General features: G+C 45.4%; 15 protein-coding genes. 14 read left to right on the forward strand and 1 reads right to left on the reverse strand.

Annotated elements, in window-relative coordinates; translation table 11 throughout:
- Positions 1-288 precede the first annotated feature (288 nt).
- From AAEO50_RS12035 to AAEO50_RS12090, 12 genes are all read left to right on the forward strand, one after another.
- Complete coding sequence (locus AAEO50_RS12035) at positions 289-1,509, forward strand: substrate-binding domain-containing protein (RefSeq protein WP_341983911.1); 1,221 nt, start codon at positions 289-291, stop codon at positions 1,507-1,509.
- 93 nt (positions 1,510-1,602) lie between these two features.
- Entirely contained in the window at positions 1,603-2,367 is a 765-nt protein-coding gene (locus tag AAEO50_RS12040; protein ID WP_341983913.1) for an ABC transporter ATP-binding protein, read from the forward strand.
- Entirely contained in the window at positions 2,351-3,058 is a 708-nt protein-coding gene (locus AAEO50_RS12045; RefSeq protein WP_341983915.1) for an ABC transporter ATP-binding protein, read from the forward strand. The genes AAEO50_RS12040 and AAEO50_RS12045 overlap by 17 nt, the downstream gene beginning before the upstream one ends.
- Before the next feature lie 13 nt (positions 3,059-3,071).
- The gene (locus AAEO50_RS12050; RefSeq protein WP_341983917.1) at positions 3,072-3,932 is read left to right on the forward strand and encodes a branched-chain amino acid ABC transporter permease; all 861 of its coding nucleotides are present in this window, start codon (positions 3,072-3,074) and stop codon (positions 3,930-3,932) included.
- Between the two features lie 4 nt (positions 3,933-3,936).
- The gene (locus AAEO50_RS12055) at positions 3,937-4,935 is read left to right on the forward strand and encodes a branched-chain amino acid ABC transporter permease (RefSeq protein WP_341983918.1); all 999 of its coding nucleotides are present in this window, start codon (positions 3,937-3,939) and stop codon (positions 4,933-4,935) included.
- Between the two features lie 13 nt (positions 4,936-4,948).
- Positions 4,949-5,986 carry a 3-oxoacyl-ACP synthase gene (locus AAEO50_RS12060; RefSeq protein ID WP_341983920.1) on the forward strand — a complete coding sequence of 346 codons (1,038 nt, stop codon included), beginning with the start codon at positions 4,949-4,951 and terminating at the stop codon, positions 5,984-5,986.
- Positions 5,973-6,884 (forward strand): alpha/beta hydrolase, encoded by a 912-nt coding sequence (locus tag AAEO50_RS12065; RefSeq protein ID WP_341983922.1) that lies wholly within the window; start codon positions 5,973-5,975, stop codon positions 6,882-6,884. Before AAEO50_RS12060 ends, AAEO50_RS12065 begins: the two co-directional genes overlap by 14 nt.
- Positions 6,881-7,624 (forward strand): 3-oxoacyl-ACP reductase FabG, encoded by a 744-nt coding sequence (fabG, locus tag AAEO50_RS12070; RefSeq protein ID WP_341983925.1) that lies wholly within the window; start codon positions 6,881-6,883, stop codon positions 7,622-7,624. The genes AAEO50_RS12065 and fabG overlap by 4 nt, the downstream gene beginning before the upstream one ends.
- Positions 7,625-7,670: 46 nt before the next feature.
- The gene (locus tag AAEO50_RS12075) at positions 7,671-8,846 is read left to right on the forward strand and encodes a thiolase family protein (protein WP_341983927.1); all 1,176 of its coding nucleotides are present in this window, start codon (positions 7,671-7,673) and stop codon (positions 8,844-8,846) included.
- A gap of 385 nt (positions 8,847-9,231) precedes the next feature.
- Entirely contained in the window at positions 9,232-10,326 is a 1,095-nt protein-coding gene (locus AAEO50_RS12080; RefSeq protein WP_341984047.1) for an endonuclease, read from the forward strand.
- A 426-nt stretch (positions 10,327-10,752) separates the two neighbouring features.
- Positions 10,753-12,282, forward strand: a complete 1,530-nt coding sequence (locus AAEO50_RS12085; RefSeq protein ID WP_341983929.1) for a class I adenylate-forming enzyme family protein — start codon at positions 10,753-10,755, stop codon at positions 12,280-12,282.
- A 6-nt stretch (positions 12,283-12,288) separates the two neighbouring features.
- Positions 12,289-12,837 (forward strand): GNAT family protein, encoded by a 549-nt coding sequence (locus AAEO50_RS12090; RefSeq protein ID WP_341983931.1) that lies wholly within the window; start codon positions 12,289-12,291, stop codon positions 12,835-12,837.
- A gap of 46 nt (positions 12,838-12,883) precedes the next feature.
- Here AAEO50_RS12090 and AAEO50_RS12095 read toward each other — a convergent pair whose 3' ends face one another.
- A complete protein-coding gene (locus tag AAEO50_RS12095; protein WP_341983933.1) occupies positions 12,884-14,044 on the reverse strand; it encodes an MFS transporter in 1,161 nt (386 codons plus the stop codon).
- A gap of 168 nt (positions 14,045-14,212) precedes the next feature.
- On the opposite strand from AAEO50_RS12095, the gene addB reads away from it, so the two are divergent.
- Positions 14,213-17,701 carry a helicase-exonuclease AddAB subunit AddB gene (addB, locus tag AAEO50_RS12100; RefSeq protein ID WP_341983935.1) on the forward strand — a complete coding sequence of 1,163 codons (3,489 nt, stop codon included), beginning with the start codon at positions 14,213-14,215 and terminating at the stop codon, positions 17,699-17,701.
- Positions 17,694-21,461 carry a helicase-exonuclease AddAB subunit AddA gene (addA, locus tag AAEO50_RS12105; protein ID WP_341983937.1) on the forward strand — a complete coding sequence of 1,256 codons (3,768 nt, stop codon included), beginning with the start codon at positions 17,694-17,696 and terminating at the stop codon, positions 21,459-21,461. Before addB ends, addA begins: the two co-directional genes overlap by 8 nt.
- Positions 21,462-21,507: the final 46 nt, after the last annotated feature.

Consider the following 21,507-nt stretch of genomic DNA (forward strand, 5'->3'; position numbering starts at 1 on the left):
TCCAAAAAGGCAAAGAGCGCCTTTGTGGCTGCCCTGTCTTATGCTTGTCGCCTCTGAGCAAGCCGCCTCCGCTTTTCGGTCTTGTCCAGCTCCGGGGCTTAGAGGCACATGTCATAAGCCAAACCAACCAAGAAGGCATAGAACGCCTTCATGGCCGGTTCGTCTTATGCCACCCGCCTCTGAGCAAAGCCCCTCCGCTTTTCTACTTGTAACTCATTTGTAACTCTTTTTTCCTACTATATGGTCAAAGCTATTGTCGCTTTAGTTCATTAACAAGGGGGATAAAAGATGAAGAAATCGATGAAGTGGTCTGCTTTAATGATTCTGCTGTCATGCATGTTGGTCGTATCAACAGCCTGTAATTCTGAATCAAGTGGAGGATCTGGCGATGGGTCATCGGAGAAAGAAACTGTAAAGGTTGGAGTTCTGGCTTCCTTGACGGGGGCATTGGAGTCGTATGGCAAGCAAACGCAAAGAGGCTTTGAACTTGGGTTGGAATATGCGACAGATGGAACGATGGAAGTGGCAGGAAAGAAGATTGAAGTGGTCTTTGAAGATACTGAAACGAAACCGGAAGTCGCAGTGCAAAAAGCTACTAAATTGTTGGAAGAAGATGAAGTGGATTTCCTGGTCGGGTCGTCAAGCTCCGGGGATACACTGGCGGTACTCCCGCTTGCAGAAGAATATGAAAAGATCATGCTTGTCGAACCTGCAGTTGCTGATAGTATCACAGGTTCTGAGTTTAATCCATATATATTCAGAACAGCCCGCAACTCTTCACAAGATGCTGTAGCAGGAGCAGCTGCCATTGCAAAAGATGGAGTGAAGATTGCCACCTTTGCACCTGACTACTCATTTGGACGCGACGGGGTGGCTGCTTTTAAAACCGCAGCGGAAGAACTTGGTGCAGAAATTGTCCATGAAGAGTATGCAGATCCTGCAGCGACGGATTTTACCTCTAATATTCAAAAAGTGATAGAAGCGAAGCCCGACTATTTATTTGTCATTTGGGCAGGTGCCAATTCACCCTGGAATCAAATCGCTGATATGAAGCTGCAGGAGAAGGGAATAAAAATCTCTACCGGAGCACCGGATATTGCAGCACTGTCGGCAATGGAACCGCTTGTGGGAATGGAAGGGTTCTCTGTTTATTATCATGAGCTTCCAGATAACGAAATCAATGACTGGTTAGTCGAAGAACATAAAAAGAAATATGACGGAGAGGTTCCGGATTTGTTTACACCAGGCGGGATGAGTGCTGCAATCTCAATTGTGGAAGCAATCAAGAAGGCTGAAGGGGATTTAGATCCAGATAAGCTAATCGAAACGATGGAAGGGATGAGTTTTGAAACGCCTAAAGGGAAAATGACGTTCCGTGAAGAGGATCATCAAGCACTGCAAACTCTTTATGCCATCAGGCTCGAGAAGAAAGAAGGCGTACCATATCCAGTGCCTGTATTGATAAGAGAACTTTCTCCAGAAGAAACAGCTCCACCAATCATGAATTAAGATAGCCAGGGTTGACCGGCTTGTCCTTCGCTCTCCATTAGTAGAAGGCTGGGGTACGGTCAGCCTATTTCATAACAAAATGAGGTGATTGAAGTGAACATATTAGAAACGAAAGATCTAACGATTAAGTTTGGCGGTCACACAGCGGTGGATAACGTCTCCTTTTCTGTTCCCGAAAAGAAATTCAAATCAATCATCGGACCAAATGGGGCAGGGAAGACGACTCTCTTTAATTTATTAAGCGGACAATTGAAACCTACAAGCGGGGATGTCTTCCTTAAAGGAAAAAAAGTGACGAAGCTTTCTCCTACAAAAAGGGCGCGCCTCGGGATAGGCCGTTCTTTTCAAATAACCAATGTGTTTCCCAATCTGACAGTCTTGGAGAATGTGAGACTTGCAGTGCAATCGAAACGGGGAATCCGCTATATCATGCATCGTGATAAGAATGGATTTGGAGATATCATGGATGAAGCCCATCGATTACTGGGACTGGTGATGCTGACGAAAAAAGCTGACTTTCTTGCCGTTAATTTGGCGCATGGGGAGAAGAGGAAGCTGGAGATTGCCATGCTGCTTGCACTGGATACAGAAATCCTGCTGCTTGATGAACCGACGGCGGGGATGTCTTTGGAAGAAGTGCCGGCGATTCTTGACGTGATTCGAAATATCAAAGAACAAGGAAGCAAGACGATCGTTCTGATCGAACACAAGATGGATATGATCATGGATCTGTCCGATTCAATCATGGTGTTATTCAATGGACGATTACTGGCCGATGATCATCCGAAAGAAATCATGAAGAATGAACAAGTGCAATCGGCTTACTTGGGGGGACTTTACGATGAGCACACTGCTTAAGGTGGAAAACATCGAAACATATATCGGACAATATCATATACTTCAGGGGGTCTCCTTTGAAGTGAAAAAGGGTGAGGTCACCGTCCTTCTGGGCAGGAATGGCGCAGGGAAAACCACAAGTCTGAGGACCGTCATGGGTCTTACACCTCCTTCATCTGGAAAGATCATTTACAAAGGGGAAGAAATCCAAGGGCTGCCGACCTTTAAAACAGCAAGTAAAGGGATCGGGTATGTTCCGGAAGATCAAGGGATATTCGGAGACCTGACCGTCGAGGAAAATATGAAAGTAGCCATGAAAAAACAGGATGGTGAAACGAAGGACCGGATGAATTGGGTCATTGATTTGTTTCCTGATTTAAAAAAGTTTTGGAAGAAAGCAGGGGGCAATCTGAGCGGGGGACAAAAGCAAATGCTTTCGATTGCAAGAGCATATCTGAATAATAATGATTTGATCCTGATTGATGAACCTAGTAAAGGACTTGCTCCGATTGTAGTGGAAAAGGTGATGCAGTCAATCGTTGAAATGAAAGAAAGGACGACGATTCTGCTGGTCGAGCAAAATTTCATCATGGCGAGCAAAATAGGGGACCGCTTCTACATTATCGATGATGGGACATCGGTTCATGACGGGAAAATGGAAATGCTTGTGAAAGATGACGAAATGAAAAAGAAATATCTCGGGATTGCATAAGGGAGGGTATCAAATGGACCTCATCATCAATTTAGCGTTAAACGGTTTGGCGACAGGGATGCTGATATTCCTGTTAGCGGCGGGTTTAACGTTGATCTTTGGATTAATGGATGTGTTGAATTTCGCCCACGGCGGTTTATTTGCATGGGGAGCCTACAGCGGGGTGTGGGTCTATGCGTTGACAGAAAGCTTTGTGCTTGGGATTATGGGAGCCCTGCTGACTGGATTGATACTCGGGATGATTACTGAAAAGTTCATCATTCAGCCGGTTTATGGAAACCATGTGCAGCAGATTCTGATCACCTTGGGATTTATGCTTGTTCTATCAGAACTGTTGAAGGTTGTATGGGGGCCTAATCAATTATCGACGTCCGCCCCGGATTACCTTGCGGGAAGCTGGGTGATCGGAGAAGTCATTATCATCAAATACAGGGTGTTCATCATTGCGGTGGGCTTTCTGGTCTTTGGAATCGTGCAGCTCGTATTGAACAAGACGAGAGTCGGATTGGTCGTTCGTGCAGGAGTCATGAACAAAGAAATGGTAGAAGCCTTTGGGATAAATATCAAAAAAGTATTCATGTATGTATTTATGGTCGGCTCAGCCCTGGCAGCGCTCGGGGGGATTTTGCTGGCTCCTTATTCAGGAGTCATTTACGCAGAAATGGGGATGGAGTTTGCGATCCTGGCCTTCATCGTGGTGGTGATCGGAGGGATGGGAAGCTTTCCTGGATCCCTGTTTGCGGCCATTTTGGTAGGATTGACCGGGTCTTTTATGACGTATTATGTTCCGGAGCTGTCACTGGCTGTCAATATGATACTGATGGCACTCGTGCTCGTTTTCAGACCACAGGGGTTATTTACAGTAAAGGGGTGAGACGATGAAAATCCTGCACAACCGTTCAACTTTGTTTTTGGGAGCCGCACTTCTGATACTGGTGCTTTTTCCTTTGTTTAATGATTCAAGAAGCATGATGATTTTATTGACACAAGTATTCATATTCGGGGTATTTGCGATGAGCTACGACCTACTGCTTGGTTACACGGGAATCGTATCGTTCGGCCATGCGATGTTTTTCGGTATAGGTGCTTATTCTACGGGCATATTTTTAGACAGGATGGAACCGAACATGTTTTGGTTCTTAGTTTCTCTCCTTGCAGGTTTCGTGATTGCAGGGATTGTAAGTTATATAGTGGGACTTTTAACGCTGAGGCTCAAAAGTCACTTTTACGCCATGTTGACGCTCGCGTTTGCCGGATTGTTCCTTGTTGTGGCCGAAAAGTGGCGAACGCTGACTTTTGGTAATGATGGTTTTACATTTCGTACACCTGAACTCATGAAGGATCGAATGACCTTTTACTTTATCTGTCTGGGAGTCATGGCACTGGTATTTATCATACTTAGAAGATTTACACATTCACCTGCAGGCTCTGTCCTTCAAGCCATCAGGGAAAATGAACAAAGAGCCGAATCCCTCGGGTTTCAGGTGCTTCATTATAAAATTATCGCGAGTGTCATAGCAGGGGTTTTAGCCAGTTTGGCAGGATCGCTTTATGCTGTTTCCTTACGTTTTGTCAACACGAGCGTCTTTACGATGGATGTCACCCTTGATGCCCTGCTTATGACAATCATCGGTGGAGTCGGAACTCTGATCGGGCCGATCATAGGGGCAGGATTGATTGAGTTTGCTCACCACTGGCTGACGGAGCTTGCGGGGACATACCCGATTTTTGAAAGATGGATCATTTTCTTTGGTATCCTCTACATTCTTGTTGTCATGTTCTTCCCTGCGGGTATAGTCGGTTCACTCCGTAAGCTGGGACAAAAAAAGAAAGCAGTGAAGAAGCAAAACCCACAACAGAAGAAAATAGCGGGTTAAGGAGGGGAACACCATGACGGTGGGAATTCTGAGTACAGGAATCTATTTACCGGATACGGTAATGACGGGATTCGAAATTGCAGAGAAAGCAGGACTTCCGGCAGAAGTTGTCGAAAATAAAATGGGAATAAGAAAGAAAACGGTTCCAGGATCTGAGGACCATACATGTGCCATGGGTATCAAAGCGGCAAAATCCGCCATCGAGAAATCGGGAATCGACCCGAAGGAGATAGATGTCGTCATTTATGTCGGAGAAGAGTATAAGGAATATCCTCTCTGGACAGCGGCCATTAAGCTTCAGGAAGAGATAGGTGCCTACCGTGCATGGGCATTTGACACAGCTTTGCGATGCGGGACGACCATCATGGCCATGAAGCTTGCGAAAAGTCTCATGGAAACCGATCCAGATATCAGGACTGTGCTCTTGGCGGGGGGCTACCGAAACAGTGACTTCATCAATTACAAAAATGAGAGCACACGTTTCATGTTTAATCTGGCTGCCGGTGGGGGAGCGGTGATTCTCCAGAAAGGATTGAAGAAGAACCTCTTACTTGAAACGTCACTGATAACTGACGGTTCATTTTCAGAAGATGTCATTGTCCCTGTCGGAGGTACTGTTGAACCATTGACTTCCCAAGCCCTTTCAGAAGACCGTTATTATCTTGATGTCCCGGACCCTGATGGAATGAAGAAAAGACTGGAACAAAAGTCTATGGATAACTTTCTGAAGGTGATCCGTGAATCACTCTATAAAAGCGGTTATGAAGAGAAAGATATTGCTTATGCAGCAATCCTTCATATGAAGAAGTCGGCACATCTCTATGTGTTAAAGGAATTGGGGTTAAGTGAAGGGCAATCTATCTATCTGGAAGAATACGGGCATATCGGCCAATTTGATCAAATACTTTCCCTTGAGCTTGCAGCAGATAGAGGCAAACTGAAAGAAGGGGATGTGGTTGTATTGGTGAGTGCAGGGATAGGCTATGCCTGGGGGGCATCAACGATCATTTGGGGGGAATCCTTAAGGGGGACTGAAAATGGCGGAGATTGAATTGAAAAAAAACCTGTTGGCGAATGGAGAAACAATGGCTTACCGAGAAAGAAGCGGGGGGCATCTGCCAGTCGTGCTGATTCATGGGAATATGACTTCCTCAAAGCATTGGGACCTGTTATTAGACCGGATGGATGAACGCTACAAACTCTATGCGATCGATATGAGAGGGTTTGGAAAATCCAGTTATCATCAGAATATAACGAGCATCAAAGATTTATCCCTGGATTTAAAAGATTGGGTGGATGAAATGGGACTCGGGGAGTTTTGCTTGATTGGCTGGTCGACAGGCGGCGCTGTTGCCATGCAATTCGAGGCAGATCATCCGGGGTATTGTGAGAAACTGATTCTTTTAGCTTCAGCTTCAACAAGGGGTTATCCTTTTTTTGGTACAGGAGAAGATGGATCGCCGGATGTTGCCAATCGATTGAAAACGCTGGAAGAAGTGAGGGAGGATAAAGGCAAGACCATACCAGTGCAATCCGCTTATGATAAAAATGACAGGGAGTTCCTGCGTGCTTTATGGAATGCATTGATTTATACGGATCAAAAACCGCATCCAGAATTGTATGAAGAGTATATCGATGATATGAGAACACAGCGGAATCTGGCCGATATCTATCATGCGTTAAATACTTTTAACATCAGTGACCGTCACAATGGCCTTGTGGAGGGAACCAATCAGGCAAGCTCCATCTCCATTCCTGTGCTCGTATTAAGGGGAGATAGGGATTATGTCGTAACGAAAGAGATGACAGAGGAGATTGTTCAGGATATTGGTGAAAATGCGAAATTGACAGAATTAAAGAATAGCGGTCATTCGCCGTTGGTGGATGATTTGGAACAGCTGATCGGAGAAGTAACGTCGTTTATGCAGCAAAAGGAGGAATTTTCATGAGATTAGAAGGAAAGGTGGCTCTCATCACAGGAGCTGCGAATGGGATCGGATACGCGGCAGCCGAAGTGTTTGTAAAAGAAGGCTGTCATGTCGCACTTATTGATTTTGATGCAGAAAAAGGGGAAGCCAAAGTAAAGTCATTGAATGAGCTGGGAAGAGGAAAAGCTGCATTCTTCCAAGGGGATGTAGCGGACCGGTCTTCCGTGGACAGCTTCGCAGCAAAAGCCAAAGAGCATTTCGGGAAAATCGATATTCTCATCAATAACGCTGGCATAACAAGGGACGGCATGCTCCACAAGCTGTCAGCTGAAAACTTTCAAAAAGTGCTGGACGTCAATTTGACCGGAGTATTCAATTGTACCCAGGCGGTTCTCCCTTATCTGATTGAAAACGGAAAAGGAAAAATCATCAACACTTCATCTGTGAGCGGTGTGTATGGGAATGTAGGGCAGACAAACTATGCTGCAGCTAAAGCGGCTGTCGTAGGAATGACCAAGACATGGGCGAAAGAGCTTGGGCGTAAAGGAATTAACGTCAATGCAGTGGCCCCGGGCTTCACTGAAACCGGAATGGTTGCGAGCGTTCCTGAGAATGTGATTGAAGGCATGAAATCGATGATACCGTTAGGGAGACTGGGAAAGCCCGAAGATATTGCAAAAGCTTATTTGTACTTAGCGTCAGATGACAGTGATTATGTGAATGGAACCGTTTTGCATGTAGACGGCGGCATCATGATGTAAAGTCAGCATTCAAACGATCAACCAACATTGAAAGGGGAAGAGGAATATGAGAAATGTAGTGATCACATCAGCCCTTCGCACACCGGTGGGAGCATTTGGGGGAGCATTCAAAGACCTGCTGCCTACAGATCTGATTGTACCTGTAATGAAAGAAGCAGCCAAGCAGAGTGGTCTGAAAAAGAGCGATATAGATGAAGTCATCCTCGGACATTGTATACAGCGAACGGATCAGCCGAATACTGCCCGGACAGCTGCACTGCTTTCTGGTTTTGATGATACGACAACAGGCTTCACCATTCAGCGGCAATGTGCCAGCGGGATGCAGGCAATCATCTCGGCTGCCATGCAAATACAGACAGGTTTATCGGATGTCGTCCTCGCTGGAGGAGTTGAAGCCATGAGTTCAAGTCCTTATATCTTAAAGCAGCACCGGTTCGGTCAGCGGCTGCAGCACGGAGAAATCCGCGACTCGGTATGGGAAGTCCTCGAGGATCCGATTCACGGGATCATGATGGGAGAAACCGCCGAAAACCTGGCAGAAAGCCACGAAATCTCCCGCGAGAACCAGGATCAATTTGCGATGCTGAGTCACCAAAGAGCGGTAAATGCAATCGAGAAGGGTTACTTTGATTCCCAAATCGTGCCTATTACAGTAAGGGAACGCAGAGGAGAAAAAGTGGTCGATACCGATGAAAGTCCGCGGCCTGGTTTGTCTGCAGACAAGCTTGCTAAATTAAAGCCTGCTTTCCGTGAGGGCGGGACAGTAACAGCAGGAAACTCTTCCAGCTTGAATGACGGGGGAGCCGCCCTTCTTCTTATGAGTGAAGAGGAGGCAGAGAAAAGAGGGCTCAAACCGCTTGCACGGATTGCCGGATACTCGGTGGCAGGTGTGGATCCAAAAGTAATGGGAATCGGACCTGTGCCAGCCATCCAAAAGGGATTAAATAATGGCAGCTGGTCGTTGAATGATATCGATTTATTTGAAATCAATGAGGCATTTGCCGCCCAGTACCTGGCAGTGGAAAAAGAACTTGGCCTTGACCGGAATAAAGTGAATGTAAACGGAAGCGGCATAAGCATCGGCCATCCAGTCGGGTGCACGGGTGCCCGTATCGCGGTCTCACTTGTCCATGAACTGAAGAGGCAGAATCTGAAAAAAGGGATTGCTTCTTTGTGTGTAGGCGGAGGCATGGGTGCTTCTGTTTTAATAGAAAGCATGTAAGGTTCAAAGATAAGGAAGAGTACCAGTCTCGGAAAAGGACGGGTACTTTTTTTGTTGTTAAAGAAAGTTGAAACCAGTGTTTCATGAAGTTGCTGGATCTTCTGTACATATGATCAGCTGGTTTTTTGAACACGGAGTGACTGAATGCCTATCAAAATCCACATATATCCATCGGTGAGGTCTTTTCTATCAAACAAACGAAGCGTCCCCATACATCATTTTACTTATTTTAGAAAATTTACATTATTTTAACCCTGTTACAAAATTTTCTATTGTACGCTAAATACGTACTAATAATAAGGAGGCGTTATGTTTGAAACAGTTTTCAGGAAAATTGGTCAGTATCCTCACCGTGATCGTCATGTTTTTATGCATAATCAGCGGAATGCAGTTGGACAAAATCAGTGCTGCGGGCAGCGGCACATGGAGTTCTCCTTTTTCAGTAAGTCAGGCAATTTCAAATCAAAGCGGGGCAGCTTATTCAGTTGAGGGATATGTAGTGGGGCAGCCTGTCTCACAAACCTCTGTCCTGACGAGTGGCTTTCCGAATGATTACGCGCTGGCACTGGCTGACTCGCCAAATGAGACAAATACATCGGATATGGTATTTGTTCAGATCCCTTCTGCGTTTCGTTCAAGCTATGGACTTCAAAGCAACCCGGGCCTGATGGGTCAAAAGCTTAAAGTGACCGGAAATTTGACGGCTTACTTCTCTCATCCAGGGGTGAAGTCGACAACTGCATTTGAAGTGGTTCAGGGAGATTCAGACCCGACAGATCCTGGTGATCCCCCTGTCTATGAAGAATACTATAGTACTGCAGAAGGAAAAACGGGCTCTAACCTTAAATCTGCACTTCACAATATCATTGATGATCACACCACACTTTCCTACAGTGAAGTATGGGGAGCACTCAGAAACACAGATGAGGATCCTGCAAATTCAAACAACGTTCTTTTATTATACTCCGGCCGGTCTCAATCAAAATTCACCAACGGCGGAAATGTGGATGACTGGAACCGGGAACACGTCTGGGCGAAATCACATGGTGACTTCGGTACTGCACAGGGACCCGGGACAGACTTGCATCACTTGAGACCCACAGACGTGACGGTGAATTCCTCCAGGGGGAATCTGGATTTTGACAATGGGGGCGGTGAACACGGAGAAGCACCCGGAAACTATTATGACGGTGATTCCTGGGAACCCCGAGACGAAGTGAAAGGCGATGTTGCCCGGATGATTTTCTATATGGCAGTCCGCTATGAAGGTGACAGCGGTGAATTAGACCTTGAACTAAATAACTATGTGAATAATGGCAGTGCCCCTTATCACGGGAAAATGTCCGTTCTGCTGGAGTGGCATGCAGAAGATCCTGTAGACTCAAGGGAAATCCGCCGCAATAATATTATTTTTGAAGATTATCAAGGAAACCGGAACCCATTCATCGACCATCCGGAATGGGCAGGGATGATTTGGTGATAGGAACTTTCCAGGCGCTTGGGGCATTTTGATGTCCCGGGCGTTTTTTTATGGTTAATCACTAGTAATCGTGTGGAAAATGAGAATTTTGAATGTAATCAGGAGAAATTCATAAAATTGTGGATGAACATCTTGATGGTATTAGTTCTAGATAAGTAATCGGCCAGGGATTGGACTTCTCGCATTATATAATTGCGCCAGATCTTGATTTATTGCGCCAGTTTTTCAATCATCGAGCCACTCTCAGGATTATTGCGCAACATTCCGAATAATTGCGCCACTTTCACAGTAATTGCGCCACATGTCGAAAACTCCGAATCGCTTCACCGCCCAATACTAAACCAGCTGCAGCTGCCGCTATCCTGTAACTCATTTGTAACTTCTCCTCCCTAAAATAAAATCAACCCAATCCAAGGAGGAGATGAGATGGAAAGAGTGACAGATTGGTTGCAGAAGCGATCAATCATCTCTCCTGAACGCGTGGCGCTAGTAAATGGATCCACCAATGAGATGATTACGTACCGTTCACTTGATGCGAGAGCGGCAAAGTGGGCTGATTATATGAAAGAAAAAGGGATACAAAAAGGCGACAGGATTGTTTTTATCGCGAAGAACCATCCTGTATGTTTTGAATTGCTGTTTGCCTGCAGTAAAATCGGAGCTGTTTTTGTGCCTTTAAACTGGAGATTGTCTTCTGCTGAGATCATTTCGCTCGCTTCTGACTGCACGCCTGAGCTGATTTTCTTTCAAGCTGAATTTGAACCGCTTATAAAGGATATGATGTACGGGTATAAAGCAGAAAAGATAGAAGGGGTCTCTGATCAGGTGTATGGCGGGAATGAACTGGCTTCACAAACCCCCGTTACAATAGATGATCCTTGGATCATGATCTATACCGGCGGGACTACGGGTAAGTCCAAGGGAGTCATCCTTTCGTACAGATCAATAAATGCAAATGCCTTGAATACGGTAATAAGCTGGAACTTAACAGAAGGGGACAGTACGATTACGTATTTACCCACTTTTCACACGGGAGGGCTGAATGCCCTTTCATTGCCGATTCTGATGATTGGGGGAAAGGTGGTCACCGCTGAACGCTTCCAGCCTCTCCGAGCGATTGATATGCTGAATCAGCATGGATGTACGATCGTGTTACTGGTACCGACGATGTATCATGGGCTGATGGAAGAAGACGAATTCAAAGATGCCTCTTTTCCGAAGATGAAGGTGTTTTTATCAGGAGGAGCACCGTGTCCCGGAAAGGTGTATGATGTCTTTAAAGCTAAAGGACTTCAGTTTAAAGAAGGATACGGATTGACCGAGGCGGGACCGAATAACTTTTATATCGACCCGGGAAAAATGAAGAAAGGATCCATTGGGAAATCGATGATGCTTAATGAAGTGAAGGTTGTCGATCATGAAGGGCAGCTGGTTAAACGCGGGGATGTAGGGGAATTGCTTCTCGGCGGGGACCACCTTTTTAAAGAGTATTGGCAAAGACCCGAAGAGACTGCAGCAGTACTTAAGGAAGGGTGGCTGCATACGGGCGATTTGGCAAGGGTGGATCATGAAGGAGATTATTATATCGTCGGCCGTAAGAAAGATATGATCATTTCAGGAGGGGAGAATATCTATCCTCAGGAAATCGAACATTGGTTATGCGAGCATCCATCCATTTCAGAATGTGCCGTCGTCGGGCTGCCGCATGAAAGATGGGGAGAGGTCGTCACTGCTTTTATTACATTGCGTGAGGGCAGGGGAATATCAGAAACCGAAGCAAAGGCCCACTGTCTTGAAAAATTCGGTGCATATAAGATTCCAAAGCATTATTACTTTATCGAAGAAATTCCAAAAACAGATGTTGGGAAAGTAAATAAAAAAGTATTAGTAGAAAACTATATTCAAAAAATAAAGGGAAAATCCACGCGTACCTCGAATTCTACAAACTCGAGGTGAAAACAGATGAACCAATTACTCAATGGAAAGAATATTTACCTGACAGGCTTTCATGAAGACGATGTCTATCTGCTGACAAAATGGGGCAGAAATGAAAAGCTTCAGCGATTACTGGATGCCCTGCCGTATAAACCGAAGTCGGAAGACGAACTGAAGAAATGGATGGATGGCGATGAGCAAAATACCTATCGCTTGGCAATCCGCTTAAAGGACAGCGGCCGGTTGATCGGATATGCTGAGCTGGACGGGATTCTGTGGGCGCAGCGGGTCGGCGGGCTGTCGATCTTGATCGGGGAAGATGAATGTCAAGGCAAGGGTTATGGAAAGGAAGCGATGGAATGCGTATTGGCTTATGCGTTCGGTGAACTCAATTTACACCGGCTCCAGTTAACGGTGTTTTCTTACAATACACGTGCCATCCGTTTATATGAAAGCCTTGGTTTCACGAAAGAAGGAAGCTTCCGTGAATTTCTGCAGAGAGACGGAGAACGTCATGATATGCATTTGTATGGGATGCTTTCTCATGAATGGAATAAACACAGAAAAGAAGGATGAGCTCCTTCTTTTTTTTGTCTACCCACCTGACTGCCGTCCTTCTGTATTATTCTTTCTTCATTTCAAGTTTCCTCCTGAAAGTCAGCACGATCCCAAGGCCAACGTTCACCATAAAACACCCCAGGAGCAAAAGCATTGCCTGAGTATAGCTTGCCTTCATTGCGATGAGAGGGGCCAAACTGGTTCCTCCCAATAAAATGAATGAGTAAAGACTGAGCGCCTGACTTCTGTCCGCCCCGCTGATATCTCCTATCAGCGTAATGACAGTAGGGATCAGCAGGGAAATGGAAGACACGAATAGGATCGATGACATCATCAAGAAAATGGAATGAGATGCAGGCAGATAAATGAACGAAATCCCTATGGAACCGGTGGCTAGGGCAAACCCAATAAATAGAGTTTGATAGGCTCCCAATTTCTCCAGCAGTCTGCCGGTGAAAAGGGAGAGGCTCACTCCCAGCAACCCGATAAGTCTTATTTTCAATAGAAGAGCGTCTTCTTCGTAAAGGAATCTTGTCAAACTGTCATAGTAGACGACAAACGAAGAAAGAAGTGTAAATACGATTGCATAGAGCGTGAGTAATTGTTTATTAAGCAATAACCTGTAAATGATGTCAGCTGGACGCATTTCGGCCCTCTCTGGAGAAACGGGAGTATGCGGGAGGGTTCTTTTACCTATGAGGAATAGGATGAAATACATGATGGAAAAAAATAAAAAGACTGCCGTCCACTGACTGATAAACGTGATCCCTGCGCTGAGTAACTGTCCGAGAATACCTGCGAATAGAAACCCGGAATTGATCAGGGCAAGGAGAAGTGTCCTTTTTTTACCTTCAAACAGGTCGTACGTATAGGAAAAAGCCACCGGCGCAAAGCTCCCCAAACAAAACCCCTGAACCCCCCTGGTGATGAATAAGCTCCAAGAGTTAAAAGAAATCATGACCAGTGCTGTGGAGACGGCGGAAGCAAGCATTCCCAGAATCAATATTTCTTTCTTACCGAACCGGTCCGCGACGTTGGCGAATGTCAATAGCCCGCATGCATAGAAAAACGTAAATGAGCTCCCTGCAATCACGACAGATCCAGGGGGGATACCGATTGAAACGGCAATATCCCCATAAATCGGTATGAACGTATAGATATTGCTCGCCACCATGATCCCCATACTTACCAATAATACAGAAATGAATTTATACGAAACATGCATTGCCTCAATCACCTGCCTTCTTTACTCTATGCAGCAGCTCCCAAATATTTTCAAGTAAGAATGAAGCAGGAGGGATTTGTTGAGAGGGAATATAGTTTATAATGGACCTATACAAAAATTCAAAGAACCTATTGGTTATCATAGAAGTACATAAAAAGGAGTGAGAGTATGGCTGTCAGGTTTTTGCTGGGACGGGCAGGTACGGGAAAGAGCTATGGAATGCTGTCTGAAATAAAAGAAAAGCTGCTCGATCAGCCGAATGGCGATCCGATCATTTATCTGGTCCCTGATCAAATGTCTTTTATATCGGAGTACGAATTAGTAAATACTCCCGGATTGAACGGGATGATACGTGCGCAGGTGTTCAGCTTTACGAGGCTTGCATGGAAGATCCTTCAGGAAACAGGGGGGATGAGCCGGTATCATCTATCCAATGTCGGTTTAAATATGATGATCCGAAAGATCATCGAAGAAAACAAAGACGACCTTCATATCTTTTCGAAGGCATCGGAAAAACCGGGATTCATTGACCATGTTGAGGCAATGCTGACAGAATTCAAACGGTATTGCGTTACACCTGGGGAGCTGGAGGAATTCAAGCAGGAAGAGGGGCAGTCCAAGGCATTAAAGGATAAGCTTCATGATCTTGAACTTATTTATAATAAATTCGAAGAGAAACTGTTTGGAAAATATATTGACTCAGAAGATTATTTTCAGCTTCTCGCTGACAATGTGAAAAATTCTGAGCTCCTTAAAGATGCCGAAATTTATATTGACGGTTTTCATAGCTTTACTCCGCAGGAATATCTCATTATTGAACAACTGATTCACCATAGCAAAAAAGTCACAATCGCTCTGACTGCGGATTCTGATCAGCAGTTTGGTCCATTTAACGAGCTCAGTCTGTTCAGAATGACGAATGAAACGTATGATACGCTTCAGGATATCTGCCAAAGGGCGCATCAATCGGTTGAAGAGGAAGTGTTCGTCAAACCGATCCGGTTTAGGCACAGCTCCATGCAGCACATGGAGAAGCATTTCGAAGACCGGCCTGCTGTTCCCTTTACGGGGAAGGCTGCCCGGGATTCTATTCAGTTTCTGGAAGCATCCAATCGCCGGGCTGAAATAGAGGGGATTGCGAGAGAGATCAGAAAACTTGCCCGCCTTGAAGGTTACAGATATAAAGATATCGCGGTATTGGTACGGAATAGTCAAGATTACCGGGATAAAATAGAAACGATATTCCAAGATTTCGAGATTCCTTTTTTCCTTGATCAGAAGAGGACGATGCTGAATCATCCTCTCATTGAACTCATACGTTCAACACTTGAGATCATGAATTCCAATTGGAGATACGAACCTGTATTCAGGGCAGTAAAAACGGATTTACTATTTCCCTTTCAGAAGGATCCGGCCGAACTGCGTGAGCAGATGGATCGTTTGGAGAATTACGTGCTGGCATACGGCATCCAGGGGGATCGATGGACGGGTAAAGACCGCTGGAAGTACCGCCGCTTCAGAGGGCTTGAGCATGTGGATTCCCCGCAAACAGACAGGGAAAGGGAGCTTGAGCAGGAGATAAATGAGCTTCGGTTATTCATTTCCGCGCCTATCGTCCGACTCGGCAAACGGTTGAAGAAACAAAGTACAGGCAGAGAGTTTTGTGAAACGCTTTATCTGTATTTAGAAGAATTGGATATACCTGCGAAGCTTGAACGCTTGAGAGTACAAGCTGAAGAGCGGGGGGACCTGGTTGCTGCCCGCGAGCATGATCAGGCCTGGAGCGCGGTCATAGAATTATTGGATCAGTATGTTGAAATGCTTGGGGATGAGAACACGACGGTTAAGAAATTCACCTCGATTCTTGATGCAGGTATTGAATCGATGAAGTTCTCTCTGGTACCGCCGGCAATCGATCAGGTGATCATTGCTGATATGGAAAAATCCAGGCTTGCAGATATCAGGGCTGCCTTTTTCATTGGTGTGAACGACGGAGTCCTTCCAGCCAAAATGAGTGAGGAAGGCGTATTATCAGATGAAGATAGGGAGGCAATGCTTCAAAAAGGCTTTAAGATTGCGCCTACAAACAGGACGAAGCTTCTGGATGAGGAATTCGTTGCCTATAAAGCCTTTACAACTCCGAGTGAAAAACTGTTTATCAGCTATCCGATTGCAAACGAAGAAGGGAAAGCATTGCTTCCTTCATCTTATATAAAAAGGCTGAAAGAAATGTATCCTGAGGCTGATACCAAACTATTGTTCAATGAGCCGTCCGAACTGTCAGAAGAAGAACAGCTGCATTATGTATGTCATCCGAATGTTACGATTTCTCACTTGACTTCCCAGCTGCAATTAAAGAAGAGGGAGTACCCGATTTATGACTTCTGGTGGGATGTCTATAACTTCTATGCATCTTCAACAGAGTGGAAATGGCAGGCACAGCATATCTTATCGAGTTTATTCTATGAGAATAAAGCGGGAAGTCTGACAGAAGAAACGAGCAGGGAACTTTATGGTGATCATATACTTGCAAGTGTATCGAGGATGGAGTTGTTTAATAGCTGTCCTTTCTCACATTTCGCAGGTCACGGTTTGAAACTAAGGGAAAGAGAGTTCTTTAAGCTGGAGGCTCCGGATATCGGGGAGATGTTCCACTCCGCACTAAAATGGATATCGGAAGAGGTTGAGAGACATGGCCTGACCTGGGCGGGTCTCACAAAGGCACAATGCCTGCAGCTGGCTAAGGATGCAGTAGCGATGCTGGCACCAAAACTGCAGCATCAAATTCTGCTAAGCTCAAACCGGCTTCATTATATCGCACAGAAGCTTGAGCATATCATCAGCCGTGCAAGCCTCATATTAAGCGAGCATGCCAAAGCGAGCGGGTTTGTACCGGTCGGTGTAGAACTGGGATTCGGACCAAATGCAGAACTGCCTCCTTTTCAATTTCAATTACGCAATGGCACAAAAATGGAGCTTCAAGGCAGGATTGACCGGGTGGATAAGGCAGAAGATGAAAATGGCGTATATCTTCGCGTTGTCGATTATAAATCCAGCGCAAGGGACCTTGATGTAACCGAGGTTTATTATGGACTTGCTTTGCAAATGCTGACATATTTAGATATCGTCTTATCCCACTCCAAGCAATTCGTCGGAAAAGAGGCGCAGCCTGCAGGGGTATTGTATTTCCATGTCCATAATCCGATGATCAACAGTAAAAAGATATTGACGCTGGCTCAAATAGAGAAGGAAATATTCAAGAGCTTCAAGATGAAGGGACTCGTCCTGGGTGACACGGACATCATCCGGATGATGGATCAGACCCTTGATACGGGAAGCTCGGATATCATTTCGGCCGGGATAAAAAAGGACGGCTCTCTATCATCCAGGTCCAAGGCCGCTTCGAAGGAAGATTTCTATTTTATGCGTCAACATGTCAGAAAACTTTATGAAAATGCAGGCAATCGAATTGTTTCCGGAGCCGTGGACATTACACCTTATAAACTGAAAGACAGGACTCCATGCCAATTCTGTTCGTATCGTCCTGTCTGCCAATTCGATCAATCGCTGGAAGAAAATGAGTACAGAGTCCTGCCCACAGCGAAAGCGGACGATCTGCTCGCAAAAGTCAGAGAGGAGGTAAAAGAGGATGGGTAATTACACCGTTCCCGTTAAACCGGAAGATGTAACATGGACAGATGATCAGTGGAAAGCCATCTGGGCAAAAGGGCAGGATATCCTGGTTGCCGCCGCTGCCGGATCAGGAAAAACGGCAGTGCTTGTTGAGCGCATCATCCAACGAATCCTTTCGGAAGATGACCGATTGGATGTCGATGAACTCCTGGTTGTTACATTCACAAATGCATCTGCTGCAGAAATGAGGCACCGCATAGGTCAGGCGATCGAAAAAGCGATTAATGAAGATCCCCACTCGACACATCTCAGGAAACAGCTGAGCTTATTGAACCGTGCTTCGATATCGACATTGCACTCTTTCTGTCTTGAAGTGATACGGAAATATTACTATCTTATCGATATAGATCCCGGGTTCAGGATCGCAGATGAAACTGAGGGGGACCTGATCCGTGACGAAGTGCTTGATGAGTTATTTGAAGACGAGTACGGCAAAGAAGGTAACACGGCGTTCTTCAAACTGGTGGATACCTATACAAACGACCGGAGTGACGGTGCCCTTCAAGAGATGATACGGAAACTTTATGATTTTTCCCGTTCTCACCCGAATCCTGAAAAGTGGCTTCGGGAGTTAGCGGGGATGTATGACATCGATGAGGAAACACAAATGGACGTTCTTCCGTTCATGGAGCCTCTTAAAGTCGATATCAATCTGCAGCTGCAAGGTGCGAGAACCCTGTTCCATAGGGCGCTTGATTTGACGAAGGTTCCAGGAGGGCCTTCGCCCAGAGCTGACAACTTCATGGATGATCTTGGGCTAGTTGATGGTCTGCTCGAAGCTGAATCAGTATCATGGAATGTGTTATACGAAAGAATGCAGAGTCTTCATTTCACCAAATTGAAGCCATGCAGAGGGGAAGAATTCGATAAAGAACTTGTAGATGAGGCAAAGAAATTGCGGGATCAGGGAAAGAAGATGCTTGAGAAGCTTCAGGAAGAATTCTTTATGAGAAAACCGCAATCTTTCCTTGCTGATATGAAAAAAATGAGAAATGCCATCCATACTCTCTCAGAACTGGTCATTGAGTTTGGACGCCGCTTCAAAGCTGTCAAGGAAGAGAAGGGACTTGTTGATTTTGCCGATCTGGAGCACTTCTGTCTTGACATACTCCGGGAGCCGGGCGAAGGTGATGAACTCCTTCCTTCTGAAGCAGCTTTGCAATACAAACATAAATTCAAAGAGGTTCTGGTGGACGAATATCAGGACACCAATATGGTCCAGGAATCCATTCTTCTCTTGATTACAGGAGATGAGGAGCGGACCGGCAATCGGTTTATGGTGGGAGATGTAAAGCAGTCTATCTATCGTTTCCGATTGGCAGAACCTAATTTATTCCTGACTAAGTATAACCGTTTTCTTCCCGGGCCGGGGGAAGCAGGTTTGAAGATCGACCTTTCCCGGAACTTCCGAAGCCGTAAAGAGGTACTTGCGGGTACCAACTTTCTTTTTAAACAGATCATGGGGGCATCTGTAGGTGAAATGGAGTACAACGAGGAAGCTGAACTAGTCAAGGGCGCCCCGTATCCTGAAGAGAAGGAATATCCGATCGAGGTGGCGTTGATCGATCAGGAAGCAGTTGAAAAGGCTTCTGCAGACGAAGAAGAAGCCCTTTCCGTTTTTGATGAAGAAGATATAGAAAAGTCTGTTCTTGAAGCAAGGTATATGGCCCAGAAGGTAAAGACGATGATTGAAGAAAGAACCCCTGTCTATGATGCAAAAACAAAAACGGAGCGGCCGATTCAATATAAGGACATCGTGATCCTGCTTCGATCCATGCCATGGGCTTCTGAAATCATGGAAGAATTCAAACGCCAGGGGATACCGATTTATGCCAATTTGTCTACAGGGTATTTCGATGCAACGGAAATTTCGATTATGTTGTCTCTGCTTAAAGTGATCGACAATCCTTACCAGGACATTCCGCTTGCTTCGGTCCTCCGTTCCCCGATTGGCGGTCTGAATGAAGAGGGGTTAGCAAGTATCCGTATACATTCGGGAGCAGGAAGCTACTACGAGGCATTGAAAAAGTTTGCTTCTCAAAAGCCTTCACGTCCAAGTGAAGAAGAAACATTCGAAAAGGTAAAACTATTTCTTTATCAGCTTGACCGCTGGAGAACAAGAGCGCGTCAAGGGTCGGTAACAGAACTGATCTGGCAGTTATACCGTGACACGAGGTTCTATGACTATGTCGGGGGAATGGCAGGGGGCAAGCAGCGGCAGGCCAATCTTCGTGCACTTTATGATAGGGCCCGTCAATATGAATCGACCACCTTCAGGGGATTATTCCGTTTCCTTCGTTTTATTGACCGTATGAGAGAACGGGGGGATGACCTGGGTGTAGCAAGGGCACTCAGTGAACAAGAGGATGTTGTCCGTTTAATGACGATCCATTCCAGTAAAGGCTTGGAGTTTCCGGTTGTATTTGTTGCAGGCACTTCAAAACAGTTCAATTTAATGGACTTGAATGCTTCATACTTATTGGATAAAGATCTAGGACTTGCAAGCAAGTTTACGGATCCAGATAAACGGATAAGCTATCCTTCTCTTCCGCAGCTTGCCTTCAAACGAAAAAAGCGGATGGAAGCCATCTCGGAAGAAATGAGGGTTCTATACGTAGCGCTTACTCGTGCGAAAGAAAAGCTATTTCTCATCGGTACCGTAAAAAGCTTCGAGAAATCAGTGAAGAAATGGAAAGGGGCATTGAAAGAGGGTGACTGGCTGCTGCCGGATTTTGACCGTGCCGGGGCTGGGTCTTACCTCGATTGGATCGGACCATCACTCATCCGTCATCCCCATTGTGAAATACTGCATGAAGGAGAGCTTGGTGAAATCACACGAAACGAAGAAATACATCATCATCCATCATGCTGGAATATTACCAAAATCCATAAATCCGAACTGATCGAGGAAGAAGACGCCCGTGAGGAACATGATGACGATTGGAGAGAAAAAGTAAAAGGCGGAAGAGAGATTGACTCAGAATCACTCATGAAGGAAGAAGTGTTTGAACGTCTTTTATGGAAATATCCACATATGCGGGCTGCGAGCCTCCGTTCGAAACAGTCGGTGTCTGAATTAAAACGGATGTATGAAATCAGGGATGAAGCATCAAGTGTTGAGTTGCTCAGACGTCAGCAAAAGCCTGTATATAATCGCCCTGCATTCATGCAGACGAAGGAATTGTCGCCTGCCGAGAGGGGGACGGCCATGCATACCGTCATGCAGCATATTTCTTTTGCAGATGGCAATCCTGATGCACAGACGGTTTCGGTCCTATTGGATGACCTGGTCAGAAAAGAGATTCTCACAGAAGAACAAAAAACGTCGATTTCAGTCGGGGATATCATTCGTTTCTTTGACGGTGAACTGGGTCAGCGAATGTTGAAAACAAAGGACATACAAAGGGAAATCCCTTTCAGTATGAGTGTTCCTTTAAGGGAAATTTCTGATACAGGCGAAGAGTCGGTTGAAGAAACGATACTTGTCCAAGGGGTCATAGACTGTGTATTCAGGGATGAAAATGGTCTTGTTCTATTGGATTACAAAACAGACGGCATCCATGACAGATATAAAAATGGTTTTGAAGAGGCAAAAGATATACTTGAAAACCGGTATAAAGTACAGATTGAACTCTACACAAGAGCATTGGAGTCCATATGGAAAGAAACGGTATCAGAAAAATACCTCTATTTCTTTGACGGTGGCCATTTACTGGAACTTTAAAAACGAGCCGCTTCCGAATGATAATCATTCAGAAGCGGCTTTTTAT

The sequence above is a fragment of the Rossellomorea oryzaecorticis genome, from assembly GCF_038405515.1.
In the GTDB taxonomy this organism is placed as follows: Bacteria; Bacillota; Bacilli; order Bacillales; family Bacillaceae_B; genus Rossellomorea; species Rossellomorea oryzaecorticis_A.